Raw genomic sequence first — 12,935 nt, 5'->3', positions numbered from 1 at the left:
TCCATGGGGCGTAGCGCAGTCCATGCTCCTGCCCGGCGCCATCATCCCGCCCGTCGCGTTGGCCGTGGTCCTTGTTTGGCGCAAACCGCAGGCGCCTTGGCTCCAAGGAGCCTCGCTGATCGCAGGCATGTTCCTTATCTTGTTGTCAGTCGCATTGGTCGGAGCAAGCGCTGGTGGCGAGTTCTACGAACGGCAATTGAACGTCATGTTGTTCGTGGCCATCACAGCCATCATCATCTTCGGGATCCCCTTGGCCTGGACGATGACGATCGCTGCGCTGGCGCTCGGACTTTATCTCATGCTTCAACTGCAGAACCCGGCCATCGCGCATGGGAGTGCAGTAGCTGGAACGCTGTTCTTCGCCAGCGGTATCTTTGCAACGGTGGCCGCGCGGCGCATCATGACAATTCTCGCTCAAAAGACTTTCCTGTTTGAGCTTCGCGACCGACGCAGGGTCGCCCAACTGGCGAAAGCGAATGATCGACTGGTACTCCTGGCGAGGACCGATCCACTCACCGGCATCTCCAACCGTCGCTGGATGACGGAAACACTCGAGCGCCTATGGGGAAGCGACAAACGTTGCCTTGCCGGTGCCGCGATGCTGATGTGCGACATTGACAACTTCAAGAAGCTAAACGACCACCTCGGCCATGCGGAGGGAGATCGGTGTTTGGTAAAGGTCGCAACTATCTTGAAGGAAAACGTGAGGCGTGATCGCGATCACGTTGCCCGTTATGGCGGCGAAGAATTCCTCGTGCTCCTGCCCGGGGTGAACGAGGAAGAGGCCGCCGCTGTGGCTGAACGAATGCGTAAGAGCGTCGAGGCTGCCGCTTTGCCCAACCCTGGATCCCGTGTGTCGCGCTGGGTCACCCTGAGCATTGGAGTTGCCGTTCAGACCGCTGAGGCGATCTCGCCGGAGCAGTTACAGCAACGGGCGGATGCCGCACTTTACCTTGCCAAGCAGACGGGCCGCAACAGGGTGCTGCTTCACAGACCGGAGTTATCCGCGCGCAAACATATTCGGCCGGGCAGCCTTGGGGCATAGGCCGTGCGTGGCCGAGTTTCCGGGTTGTTGAGAACACCCATGGCCGATTCCGGCTGCGTGGATGATCCAGGAGGAGTTCCACCAAGTGGCCTCAGTGATGGCGATCATCTGGATGACTTGCCGGGTCTTCGCAAATGCCGAGCGCATGGGCTCCGTCGATTTCTGCGCCCTGCGCCCTATGTGGCGCGCGTTTGGCTAGGTGAAGGGCGCCCATTGCGCAGCCCCTGATCTTGCGCAAGGGAATCCTGCGACAGCCCTCATTAGATCGGTTGCAAGTGCTCCATGAAATCTCCATCTAGTTCAGTTGTAGTCAGAACGCGGTCAAACGATGACACGGCAAGAAGTTCTCTCCGTCATTGGATCAGCCGACGATATTACGGTTGCGGAGATCATCGCAACGGGTGCGTCGATCGAGGAATTGAGAGAGGCATGGGCATGGGCTTTTGCTGACGAGGCGTTAATGGGACAGGGGCGCCCGCTTCCGGGAACACGAGCGGCCGCGCTTATTGACCTGCTTAAGCCCGACGAGGACGACCCGGCTGAACCGGGCACCCGTCTGGAGTAAATCAGCAAACCCATCGAATGTGCAATTCGGTCTTGTCATCCACGGCAGCGTTGCAGACACTTTCTCGGTGAAACCGACCTTTGTGCCCGTTTCAGTTCAGTCATAGGTCTTGCGCGTGGGCTCCAGACTCCCGACCATCGTAGCCGAGTAGCAGGCATCACAGGCCTCGTGCGGCTCAGTCGGCCACTGGATAACGCTACAGCATTGATCACACAGCCGATTTGGAGATCGCCCACTTCTCTTGCGTTCACACGCCAGAGATCGCTAGTCTAAACCTGTGGCGCGAAGTTCCTTACATCGATAAAAGCACACGCGCTCAGAAGCGGATCGCAGGCTTTTGTTGTCCACCTGTGTGGTCGCCGGATGCGCCGAAACGTAAGGACTTTCGCCTCGCCGACCGGAGTCGCCGACCGTGCGCGCAAAGCCGCAGAGCAGTTCCCGCAGCCGCATGTTGAGCCGGACCGCCACTTCAAACATACCGCTCATCAGCTTCACAACTCTGGTGCGCTCCGGTAGGGGGCCAGCCCAGCAGCACAGATCGCGACGCCGTCTGGCCTGTCAGTCAGGAGTTTGCCACAGCAACGAAAAGCGATTGTCCCTGCCGGTCGATACGGAACAACACTGGCTTTTTCTGCTGACGGGATTTCGCCCATTCCTCGCGGACGTCAGACGGCTGGGTCATGTTTCGGTTGTTGGCCGACACGATGACGTCGCCGGGCCGGATGCCGCTTTCGGCCGCAGGACTGTTGGGAGCGACATCCTGGACGAACACGCCCGTGGTGTCGGCCTGCAGGCCGAGTTGCTGGCGCGCTTCGTCCGGAATGGCGCTCAGCGACATACCAAGGCGCTGGTCCTCAGTCCCCAGGCTTGGAATGGCACCGGTCTGTTCCTCCTGATCCCTGCGTCGATCGACAGTCAGCGACAATTCCTGGTTTGTGCCGCCCCGGTTCGTTGTTACGGTGACTTTCGATCCCGGCTTCTGGCTTGCTGCCGCCAGCGTCAGGTCATGGACGCCTTGGATGTCCTTGGCGTTGAACCGGGTTATCACGTCGCCGGCCTGGATTCCCGCTTTCTGCGCCGGGCTGCCAGCCTCGACCGAGGCAACCAGCGCTCCCTTGGCGCCCGGCATTCCGAGCGCCTCGGCGATGGAGGGCGTGATCTCCTGAAGACGCACGCCGATGAAGCCGCGCTCGATGCGGCCAGTGCTGATCAGTTGGTCGACGATAGTCCGAGCTGTGCGCGAGGGCACCGCGAACCCAATGCCTATGCTACCGCCTGACGGCGACACGATTGCCGTGTTGACTCCGATGACTTCGCCGCGCGCGTTGAACAAAGGACCTCCCGAGTTACCTCTGTTGATCGAGGCGTCAGTTTGCAGGAAATCGTCGTAAGGACCGGCCTGGATATCGCGAGAGCGGGCAGAAAGGACGCCAACAGTGACCGTGCCCCCGAGGCCGAAGGGACTGCCGATGGCGATGGTCCAGGCCCCTGGTTGCATCGCGTCCGAATCCCCCCAGGCCGTCGCCGTCATGTTGGGCGGAGGCTCGACTTTCAATACCGCGATGTCGGTTGCCGGATCGCGGCCCACCACCCGGGCGGGCGCCGTCTCCTTGTCGGAGAACACGACGTGAATCTCAGTTGCGTCGGCGACGACATGGTTATTGGTGACGATATAGCCTTCGGGACTGATCACAAAGCCGGAGCCGAGTGCTTCCCGCACCTGGGGCTGGATACGCCCTCCTCCGTCGAAGGGATTGGGAAAGTCGTTGAGCGTCGTTTGATCCTGGATGATCTGCCTGGTCGTGATGGCGACAACCGCGGGCAGCTTCTGACGCACGATTGCGCTGAAGTCGTTCGGAATTTCCTGTGCGGTGGCCGGAGCAAGGCCGCCAGTCGAGAGCATCAGGGCTCCTGTGATCAAGCCAATGCACAAGTTCCTAGAGAGGTAAGACATGACTGGTTCTCCTGCCGGATTCGGGTCCTTGATTTTCGCCCGACGTCAGAACTGAGATTCTCGCCGATTGTTTCACCGGCTGGATAAAATGGTTCTAAGGCGTTGACCACGGGAAATGTGACCCGTGCCAAGCCATTGAAACTTGCTTGAGACGTCCCAAAATTTCGTCTGGCGGGAATCGCGAGAGCCGCCAAACTCAAACACGCAGGAGATTGTCTGAAGCGGAGGACCATCAATGGAAGCAGCCATTTCGACCCATTTTGCCTCGATTGAACCCGTGGCCCCCGATGTTTTTCTGGACCGATTGCTGCATCCGGCACGGCATTTCAAACATCCCCACGACGTTTTGGCCGACGTTGCCCTGGACGGTCAGGAGAAGCGCGCCATCCTTTCGTCATGGGCGTCGGATGCCTGCGCGTTAGAATCCGTGCCAGCGCTTCGCATGCTGCCGGGGGCGGGTGAACCAGTCAGCTTCGATGCGATCATGGATGCATTGCAACAATTGGATCAATCGGACGAGCTTGCCGGTCCTGATGGCAGTGACAGCGCGATGTTGGCCGGGTTCGTGCCATTCATCGATCGGATTTAAGCGCGACCTGATTGTTCGTGAACCATTGACCCGTCGGCGAGTGACCCCGCCGGCGGGGGGTGGCATGGGTGCGTTTCGCCCGGATTGCCGCTGAAAATTTTCCTAATACCTCTTGAAGGTGCAAGTCGCGATTCTAAATTGATGGTCGCCGGTCGCCTGATGGGGCCGGCAAGACCAGGAGGCGGCAAGGCTCTTGGCGCCTCCTATGATCCATGTTGCTCAAAGGAGGATGTGGTTATGAACCTCGATTTTACCCCCCTGTACCGGTCCAGCATCGGCTTCGACCGCATGGTCGACATGCTTGAAAATGCGAGCCGTGTGGCCTCGTTCGACAACTGGCCGCCCTACGATATCGCCAAGGTTGATGATGATGACTATCGCATCACGATGGCGGTCGCCGGTTTCTCGCAGGACCAGCTGACCATCACTCACCAGCCCAACATGCTGGTCGTGAGCGGGTCGCAATCCGGCGATGAGAACGGCCAGTATCTCTACCGCGGCATCAACGGGCGCGCTTTCGAGCGTCGGTTCGAACTGGCCGATCATGTCAAAGTTGCTGGCGCCAGCCTTGAGAACGGGCTGCTGAGCATCGATCTCAAGCGCGAGGTTCCCGAGGAGATGAAACCGCGCAAGGTCGAGATCTCCAGCGGGGCTCCCATGCCGAAGATCGAAGCCCCCAAGGTCGAGACCGAGAAGCTGGCGGCCTGAGCAATCCACGATGAAGGCATCGCTTGAGCCGGGCGTCCGGCCCGGCTCACAGACCTACGAAAGGAGAAAGACAATGAGCGTACGTGACTTGATCCCATGGGGCCGGGGCAACGGAAACTCGGCGCCCAGTCTCTTCCCTGATGGAGATCGAGACCCCTTCGTCTCCCTCCACCGGGAGGTAAACCGGCTGTTCGATGACGCCTTCCGCAGCTTCGGCGCCAGACTGCCGGCCTTCAGTCCCTCTTTTGCCGCCACTTGGCCCAGCGTCGAAATTTCCGACACGGACAAGGAAGTCCGCGTCACGGCGGAAATACCCGGCCTGGACGAGAGCGACATAGAAGTCCTGCTGGACAACGGGGCGCTCAAGCTTAAAGGCGAGAAGCGTTCCGAGACCGAGGACAAAGACCGGCAGTTCTCCGAGCGCTTCTACGGTCGCTTCGAGCGCCTCATTCCGCTCGGCTACGAGGTCGAGGAAGACAAGGTCAACGCCGCCTTCAAGAACGGGGTGCTGACCGTGACCTTGCCCAAGACCGAGCGGGCGCAGGCGAAGGCCAAGCGGATCGCAATCAACGGCAAGAACTGACGCACGGCAGTATGAGCAGCGGCCGTAACGGCCGCTGCTCGTACCACCCTTCATGATAGGAGGGACAGACAATGGAGACAGTTCAAAGCAGCGACATCAGAAGCCCAACCAGGACCTCCGGCCGGCCGGACAATGACAATCGGTCTCGTGTCGACGAGCCGGCTTTGTCAATGGGGCGGTCAGTGTTTCCGGACGGCGTGACGGGACGGATCTACCAGCCATGCCGCTCGGCCATGACCTCGGCAAAGCCCCGCAAGGACTGGCGATTGATCTTCGAACCTCGCACAGCCCCGTTCATCGAGCCGCTGATGGGCTATACGGGCGGCCGGGACACCCTGACCCAGGTTCGACTGGATTTTCCGACGCTGGAGGCGGCGATCCGTTATGCGGAGCGCCAAGGCCTCAGCTACGTGGTGCAGGCTCCATCTTCTGGCTCTCAGGCCAAGGTCAGCAACAGGCAAGCATCGGAGGAGAGGCACGCCTTTTCCGACGTGGTTTGGCAACGGCTACAATTGGCATGGCTCCAGGCAGCCACAACTATGGCGCTGGTGCACAGGCAGCGCACATACAGACGGCGCTTTCCGAGCCCGAGACATTCTACGCCTGTCCGATGGAGGTGGTGGATGACCCGGTACTCGCACCCGACGAGAAACGTGCCGTGCTCAAGAACTGGGCCTGGAACGAGTACCTGATCGACTTGGCCACCGCTGAAGGCATGCCGGAAAATGCACGTCCGACGCGATTGGACGAGGTTGAGCTCGCTCTGCTGGCCTTGGAGGGCAGTACCCAGAGATTCCAGACTCGGCTCAGCCCGGTACGATCCCGGATAGCCGCATGATTGGAGGCAAGAATGGACCCACTGATCGTCTTAGACGCCCAACGGACCATCCCGAACCCCTTCGCGCTTGCGGTCGCGGCAGCAGGGCGGGCGCGCGCACTGGCGCGCGGCGCAGCGCCCCGGCTGGCGGCCAGGCCGAAGAGCCGGCTGCATCTCGCATTGAGTGAGATCGCCGGCAATGCGTTCGAACCTCGGGAGATCGAACCCTTCCTCCTGACTGAGCCGATCTCGCCGAAGGACTGCGCCCGTTTCAAATCCGGACCCAGGAAGCTTTGCGGCATCGGGCCGAACAGGCCCGCTGCCGCACCCGCCCTCGACTCAAGGGCGGTACATTGACGTACTGAAACGCAGGAAAGGAGAATGACGATGTTGAAGAATCTCGCTTCCGACAGCAGCAGGCCGGCGCTCGATGTCGTAAACATCCTTGCCGGCATCGCGCTGGCGCTCTCGCCTTGGCTCCTTGGCTATGCTGCCGATGCTGTTGCCGTCTGGCACGCCTTCATCGCGGGCGTAATCACCGTTCTGATCGCAGCGCGCGCGTTGGTGGCGTTCCACAAATATGAGGAATGGGCGAACCTTGTCGTCGGCCTGTGGATTGTGGCCGCACCTTGGGTGCTTGGCTTTGCCGGCCTGGCGGCAGCAATGTGGTCGCACGCCATCGCTGGCGCTGTGGTTGCTGCCCTGGCAGCAGCCAGCCTTTGGCTCGCGAATGACCGACCGCTCTCTGCAGCCTGATCATAGCCGCTGGCGGGTCCGACTCTTCCGGGCCCGCTCTTTTTTTCGCGAGACGATGCCGGCGGCGATGAAGGCGTTGACGTGCCAGAATTGATGCCCTCCGGTTTGACGACTACATCCCGCGCTGTGTGGAGTGGCCGCAATGGACATGAGTAAAGGAAAACACAACGCCGCCTTCGCTGCGCTGATGCTCTTCCAGTCAATCTACACTGCTACGCCGGTTAGAGGCCTTGCTACGCGACGGCAAGATCGCCGACGTGCAGGTTGGTGGGCCGAGGGCCTCGCGGACAGACGCGCTGGCAGCGGGATGAGGTGCCAATTGCCAAGAGGCTGCTGGGCTCGGCCGGCCAATTCTCTCTTGAACTGAAAAGAGCCATTTCCAATATCCTCTCTGTGCCGAAGGCGTCACGCAGACCGGCATGTTTTGCCGAGGAATCATCCTGCGTCACCCGAAGAGACACAAGCGCCGCTTTAGGGCTTGAAGGGAGGTCACGATGGAGAGCGCTACGTTCAAACAGCCGATTTTCGTGCGAGATGACAGTTTCGTCCTCAAAAAGATCGGTTGCGTCATGGATGCCATAGAATTTCTGGAAGAATGGCCGGTCGAAAGGCGTGGCCTTCTCCACGGAGCGGCCTGTGATACATGCTACTCGGCGTATGATGGTCGCAAGTCGGTCGAGGCCGCGCACAAGGCGTTTGCGACCTGGGCACGCAGGGTGGGTGTGATCGAAGACGTTCCCTTGGCGCCGTCTTGGATGACAGGGCCGAAGATTGGCAGTGCACACGAACTAACCGTTAAAACTCTCTGCGGCGGCAATCACGCCGCCGAAGCAAACAAATCTGCCACGCGCTCACGAGGAGGAGAGGCTCGGTTGACCAGATGACGGACGGGCTGCGCCGGCAACTCGCGCTATCGTATTCGGGGGCTGCGGACGATCGCCCTCCCGCTGCCAACCCCGATGAGCAAAGAGCCTTTCACATCTGCAAGCCGCAGCCGCCGATTGCAGCTCAAGCCGAATGCAGGCCTTCACTGCACCAAAAAAGTCCGCTACACATAAGGCATGGTGCATTCATGGCCTTGCGGACGGGCGAAGCCGTGAGGCGATACTCGCCCACGCCTCGACCAGTCACGGCACAGCGGATTGAGCGAGTACTCGACCGCGTCGCCGAAATCATTGTGGCACGAGGTGACCATGGTGAGGCATGGCTCCCGTTATACGACCACTTGGAACGCGCCTTGCAGGACCACTGGGCGAAGGAAGAACGTCTTGCCGCAGTGCGTCAGCGGGTCATACGGTCCCAGGATCGAGCGGCCACACGATCTTCATAGTTCCTGTTGCCACATCTTCATGTCGCCGTCCTCGCCATATTTCGGCCGGTAGATCGGGTAGCCCATCAACATGCGCCGAAGCTCCTCGCCGAGCCTACCGTTCTTCATGCGGTCTTCGAACGAGTGGCGCGCAGTGAATAGACAGTGTGTATTGTTCTCGACGGTCGCCGACCGCGTCAACAGATGGTGATTTGGCAGGCTCGCCTATCGTGCTCTCGGCTAGTCCGCAGGATCGTGCCGAGGAGCTCGGCGACCAATATCTCTGCGAGAGGCTGATAAACAAATCCAGAGACACGGCATGGGCGGTATCGGACACGCGCTGCTTGTGGATTTCGCCCAGCATCAACGATGCCTACAAGGCATCGTCAGCAGCCTCGCGAAAATCTCTGGCGTGCGGGATTTTATACGGTCAGTGGTGTCGAGGGCGCGGCGCACGAACACGCAGCTCTCGTCTCTGACCCCTCTGAGCACACGGCGATAGTAATGGAAATGATCGCCCCTCCGTTGAAAGAAGCGGTCGGGAGATGCTCTCCGCGTCGTCTTCCCACGTCTGGGATGCACCATTTGGAAACAGCCGCAAGGCCGACTGCCTGAGCGTGCGGATCACGCGGCCGCAGCTCAGGGCGCAGCAGTCCGCGTTGCCCACCCCCCACTTAGCAGCCCTGTGCCTTCAGGGACCGGACCATCCGCACGACAACAGGGTCATATGGTTTCTTTTCCGATTTCCTGTAATTAATTATGAAAAGCGCGGCGCGGTCGCCGCAGACCGTGATTGCGCGGACATAGCGGATCTCGCCATTCTTGACACCCGAGTAGCTTGCCCATCTGGATGTTATGCGCCGATAGGTCAGTCGCCAACCGGACTTTTTGTCCTCTATCATGCGGTGCTCGATCTCGGCGCGAAAACTGGCTTTGCCCAATCGTCCGCCCCAAACGACTAGGGACGCTTCTCTCGGCCCCAGAAAAGCCGCGCCTTGATCCGAGTGCTGGGTGAGGACGAAACCTGGAGGAATATCGAATGTAAAGCCAAGCTGCCGGACGCCAAAGGGCTGCCATGCTTCGGCCCGAAGCAATGTGGTGCAATAGAGACAGACTGTAAGGCCCAGCAAGAAGTGTCGCATCGCTCTGATTTAGCGTCGGCTAACATGGCGACCAGACCGACATGGGGTCCGCGACGTAAAATGTGCAGTTCAAAGCGGGCTTCCCTCCGCGTCAGTGGGATGATCACTGAGGTGGCGCCGGAACTTACCTGATCCTTGAGCCGGCGAACCGATGATGCTGGAGGGGGGCGCAGACGTTCACGCGGACGGGCATCGACTGGTCATCGCCGACACATGGTGCGCATCCCCCACAATCCACATCTCGGTAAGCGATTGGAGGGGTGGCGGGCGCCTGTGGCGGGTTTGTTGGGACGTTAGGCGCCGGCCGGGCGGGCGGGGGTGGGCCGCCGCAAGCACAAGCTAATATATACCCAACTCTGGTGCCTATGGTGCTATCGCGCAATGGCCCTGACGGGCAGCCTAGGCCATGGGGCTTAGTTGCGGGATTACCGTTTTGCGCGTAGTTTGTAGATCTGGTTGTTTGGGTCCCTCCTTATGACCAGTGCCGGTCGGCACGGTCACCGTCACCCTTGCTTGGTAATCTGATCGTGCCGACCTACCCTTTTGACATAGAACCGCACCCCCTTTGGCAATTGAAGCGCCTGGCGAACGGGCGGCATGAAACTCATCCGAATGGCGTCACGCTTCGTCGCTAGGCGATGTGTTGCCGCCGGATCAACGTCAACTGCGGTTCGAGCTGTAGCGCTGGGAGCAAGACGCCCAGGAGTTACCATTGGGCTGCGCACGCTGAAAGGACGGGTTACTCCCGACGCGGCGAAGTCAAATCCGAGGATCGCAAGGGCCTTCAGCTGTCTGCTCGCGCCGAGTCCCTGGGATTCGTCTATCGACCGCTCGCCGAGATCCTGGTCGCGGAGCCCCTCGATACGATCCTGCAGCGGGTAGAGAGCACGATAGGCGAGCCTGCCAAATCACCATCTGTCGATGCGGTCGGCGGGAAGATTGAAGCAACGGTTAGAAGTCACCTCGGGCGACCCTACGCTTCAGGTCAATGTCGTTCGCAGGCCAACCAGATCGTCGGCATGTCCCATGTCCAGACCTTCAGCCGGCGCGCCCCACGCATCAGCCGCCAGGCCGGTGAACACGTCGAACACCGTCCAGCTTCCACCTGGCTCTTGCCTTAAGTCGTACCGCTGCTGTGCCATGGGTCATTCGTTCAGCTTCCGATCCAGCTCGTCAAGCATGGACCGATGCTGCTCGGTCACATCCCAATCTGCTGGACCTCCCAGCAGTTGGCGGATTTGATGGCGCAGCGTCTCTGAAGTAATCCACGACCGAATGAGACGCGATGTAGCCTGCTGTTGCTCGGGAGAAAGCTCTTGCATGGTTGGCCCGCACGGTTTGACCGAGCCCAACCCCTTTGTGACCTTAATGGTTCCCGATGGATTGCCTGAAGAGAGTTGGAGCAGCAGCTACTCCGGCGCGACCGATAGAAAAAAGTTCATCGCCGCGAAGGCCGGCTTTGTAACGTGCAATCAGGCTTTCGGCAGCCGTCGTAGCTTCGGGGCTTTCGCGGTTAATGCCGCGCAGCTCACAAAGCATATCGAACAGCCCCTGGAGAAGAGACAGTTCCTCCGGCTCGAAGGTGCCGTTCGCGATGCTTGTTACCAGCATGATCCCTGCCCCTGCATTGGCCGGATCATTCGAGCGGGTCAGGTAAATGTCAATTCGGACCAAGGTCTTGTCGGAAAGGCCTTCATCGCTCAATAGGTCACAGTGACGACAACCGTGTCGGTGTATACGCCTGCGGAAGGAGTGGCCTGCGGCGGGACGCGACCATAAACCGTGAAGACTCGGTTGCCCCGGACGCGTTGCTACACGAGCGAATTGCCTGGCCATCCATGTTTCGGGTCTTCGCCATTCAGGAGGTCCACGCTGTGACCGCGCACCATGTCAAGATAGCAGGCGCCCCCTCGCGCCATGAACACATCGAACTATGGCTTGAGCACCGCGGACTGTCCAAATCTCTTCCGTAGTGGCCGGTGCGGTCCGTTGGGCCCAAAGGCCCCCACTGAACCAGCATTCTCCCTTTCCGCGTCTAGTGCGCCGTAGTGGGTTCGCCTCTCGAGTCAGGGAGCTGTCGCATGGTCTAAAAGCCGGAAGTCCGACACGGCGCACATTGGAATCGGCGCGATCAATGCCTTCGACGGTGATCGCGATCGTCGCGTTCTCGATCCCAATCCACCCCTTGGCTTTCCGGGGTTGCGGACGTCCTGCCTGCATTTCAGATATCGCAGTGAAAGCAGCTTAGCATAAGCGGCTCGAAGCGTCCTTCGGCAAAGACCCTGTTGCCATAGGGGAGACAAGAGCTCGCGGCTCAAGCCGCAAAATCCTGGCGATTGGTTGTCAGGATGACGCACATGCAGCTTGCCCTGCTCTTAGGCGCTCTTGGCAGGATCATATTCTTGATGCTGCAGGCATAGGTTGGGCGCTCAAGCCTTGCCACGTCACCCTCTGCTGGCTGCCCAGTCAACACGTTAAACACGGTCCAGCTTTCGTTGGTTTCTTTTCTGAGTTCATGTCTTTGGTGAGTCACTGTCGCTAGCCATACATCAAGCAGTGATCGATGATTACAATCGATGACTTGGAAGGCGCCAGAGGTCGTCAGCGCGTGAGATAGAATGACTGACGGCTAACACCGCCTCGTCCTTCCTGCGCGATAGCCTGATGACCTTCAAACGCATGAGCTGACTCGCAACACTGCGATTCAATTTAGCACACGTTTAATTAGCTCCGGAGCATTTTAACGAATCGTTGACCGCGCTGTCCCATTATAGGACGGCGCGGTCAAACCCCAACCGGACTGCGCAGGCGGCTCCGGCACTGAAGCGCCCGCCCAACTGTCGGAGTCGCCACCCACACCAACATACCAGCAATGGTTGAATCAACCGTTACCGCATGTGCTTTCCAATGTGCTTCCCTGATCGTTAGACTTTGACCGAGCGGACGGGAATAAGCGCAGAACAGTTCGCTAACATTTGAGACAAGTCGATGGATATGACGAGCAATCCGATCTTGGTGGATCAATTCCCGGCAAGCTCTACAGCGGCGAGCCCAAGAAGGATATTCCTACATCTGGCCGACGTGCGGTCAGCAGGTCGACATGCGTGACCTTCGCCAAGGCGCTGGCCGCCGGTTGTGCCGCGCCGCCTCGCTCTGGTTTCCTGACATTCCGATCGCTTGTCAAACGATCCAGCCCACATGCCGCACTTCCGCCGGGAATCGGGTCCATGAACATCGCGGATCCCGCCGATCAGGTTCCTGAGCTGGCGCTGCGTCCATGAGCGGCGCAGGGGGATTTGATCCTTGCACTGAACCGTCCGAGGCGGTCTGCGAACAACTCGCCGTCCGGCCGGCATCGCCTTGTTCATGCTGCTCGCCCATCAGACCGCAAATTCCGCGACTATCGTAGCGGTCGCACGCATCGCGTGATCGCTGAATTCGTGTTCACTGCAACCGCGGTGGTGGCT

14 protein-coding genes and 3 pseudogenes are annotated in these 12,935 nt (G+C 59.8%); 11 read left to right on the top strand and 6 right to left on the bottom strand.

The window, feature by feature from the left end:
* Positions 1–1,045: diguanylate cyclase (locus EN884_RS07905; RefSeq protein ID WP_128360519.1), on the top strand; the 1,045-nt coding region annotated here is incomplete at its 5' end.
* Positions 1,046–1,373: 328 nt separating this feature from the next.
* On the top strand, positions 1,374–1,610 hold the full coding sequence (locus EN884_RS07900; RefSeq protein WP_013525027.1) for a hypothetical protein: 237 nt from the start codon (positions 1,374–1,376) through the stop codon (positions 1,608–1,610).
* Positions 1,611–2,172: 562 nt separating this feature from the next.
* On the opposite strand, the gene EN884_RS07895 is transcribed toward EN884_RS07900, so the two are convergent.
* Positions 2,173–3,513, bottom strand: a complete 1,341-nt coding sequence (locus EN884_RS07895; RefSeq protein ID WP_244514445.1) for a Do family serine endopeptidase — start codon at positions 3,511–3,513, stop codon at positions 2,173–2,175.
* Positions 3,514–3,799: 286 nt separating this feature from the next.
* Here EN884_RS07895 and EN884_RS07890 point away from each other — a divergent pair, with 286 nt between their 5' ends.
* The 7 genes and pseudogenes from EN884_RS07890 (at position 3,800) to EN884_RS07865 (ending at position 7,017) form a co-directional block, all read left to right on the top strand.
* The gene (locus EN884_RS07890; RefSeq protein ID WP_063170827.1) at positions 3,800–4,153 is read left to right on the top strand and encodes a hypothetical protein; all 354 of its coding nucleotides are present in this window, start codon (positions 3,800–3,802) and stop codon (positions 4,151–4,153) included.
* Positions 4,154–4,384: 231 nt separating this feature from the next.
* Positions 4,385–4,861: an Hsp20 family protein gene (locus EN884_RS07885; protein ID WP_164752017.1), complete on the top strand. Its 477-nt coding sequence runs from the start codon at positions 4,385–4,387 to the stop codon at positions 4,859–4,861.
* A 73-nt stretch (positions 4,862–4,934) separates the two neighbouring features.
* Positions 4,935–5,444, top strand: a complete 510-nt coding sequence (locus EN884_RS07880; protein ID WP_013525023.1) for an Hsp20/alpha crystallin family protein — start codon at positions 4,935–4,937, stop codon at positions 5,442–5,444.
* Between the two features lie 71 nt (positions 5,445–5,515).
* Positions 5,516–5,821 (top strand): annotated as a pseudogene (locus EN884_RS40240) (NADH dehydrogenase ubiquinone Fe-S protein 4); the annotation flags it as partial.
* Between the two features lie 140 nt (positions 5,822–5,961).
* On the top strand, positions 5,962–6,282 hold the full coding sequence (locus tag EN884_RS39390) for a hypothetical protein (protein ID WP_245491907.1): 321 nt from the start codon (positions 5,962–5,964) through the stop codon (positions 6,280–6,282).
* 12 nt (positions 6,283–6,294) lie between these two features.
* Positions 6,295–6,618: a hypothetical protein gene (locus EN884_RS07870; protein ID WP_063170829.1), complete on the top strand. Its 324-nt coding sequence runs from the start codon at positions 6,295–6,297 to the stop codon at positions 6,616–6,618.
* A gap of 30 nt (positions 6,619–6,648) precedes the next feature.
* Positions 6,649–7,017, top strand: a complete 369-nt coding sequence (locus tag EN884_RS07865) for an SPW repeat protein (RefSeq protein WP_063170899.1) — start codon at positions 6,649–6,651, stop codon at positions 7,015–7,017.
* A 233-nt stretch (positions 7,018–7,250) separates the two neighbouring features.
* Here the strand turns inward: EN884_RS07865 and EN884_RS39385 are convergent, their stop codons facing one another.
* Positions 7,251–7,643: a hypothetical protein gene (locus EN884_RS39385; RefSeq protein ID WP_244514484.1), complete on the bottom strand. Its 393-nt coding sequence runs from the start codon at positions 7,641–7,643 to the stop codon at positions 7,251–7,253.
* Between EN884_RS39385 and EN884_RS07860 the strand changes: the two genes are divergently transcribed.
* Positions 7,587–7,901, top strand: coding sequence for a DUF982 domain-containing protein (locus EN884_RS07860; RefSeq protein ID WP_244514481.1), 315 nt, complete (start codon positions 7,587–7,589; stop codon positions 7,899–7,901). The genes EN884_RS39385 and EN884_RS07860 overlap by 57 nt on opposite strands.
* 1,099 nt (positions 7,902–9,000) lie before the next feature.
* On the opposite strand, the gene EN884_RS07855 is transcribed toward EN884_RS07860, so the two are convergent.
* From EN884_RS07855 to EN884_RS07835, 4 genes and pseudogenes are all read right to left on the bottom strand, one after another.
* Positions 9,001–9,456 carry a hypothetical protein gene (locus EN884_RS07855; RefSeq protein ID WP_245478749.1) on the bottom strand — a complete coding sequence of 152 codons (456 nt, stop codon included), beginning with the start codon at positions 9,454–9,456 and terminating at the stop codon, positions 9,001–9,003.
* Positions 9,457–10,448: 992 nt separating this feature from the next.
* A complete protein-coding gene (locus EN884_RS07845; RefSeq protein ID WP_244514446.1) occupies positions 10,449–10,610 on the bottom strand; it encodes a hypothetical protein in 162 nt (53 codons plus the stop codon).
* A gap of 223 nt (positions 10,611–10,833) precedes the next feature.
* A complete protein-coding gene (locus tag EN884_RS07840) occupies positions 10,834–11,172 on the bottom strand; it encodes a hypothetical protein (RefSeq protein ID WP_164752009.1) in 339 nt (112 codons plus the stop codon).
* A pseudogene (locus EN884_RS07835) lies at positions 11,169–11,252 on the bottom strand (spore coat protein U domain-containing protein); the annotation flags it as partial. The gene EN884_RS07840 and the pseudogene EN884_RS07835, both read right to left, overlap by 4 nt.
* A 1,564-nt stretch (positions 11,253–12,816) precedes the next feature.
* On the opposite strand from EN884_RS07835, the pseudogene EN884_RS39380 reads away from it, so the two are divergent.
* Positions 12,817–12,935: pseudogene (locus tag EN884_RS39380) on the top strand (DUF2269 family protein); the annotation flags it as partial.

This window comes from Mesorhizobium sp. M7A.F.Ca.AU.001.01.1.1, assembly GCF_004022735.1.
In the GTDB taxonomy this organism is placed as follows: domain Bacteria; phylum Pseudomonadota; class Alphaproteobacteria; order Rhizobiales; family Rhizobiaceae; genus Mesorhizobium; species Mesorhizobium ciceri.
The sequence above is the reverse complement of the archived record's forward strand: the minus strand, read 5'-3'. Positions and strand labels throughout refer to the sequence as shown.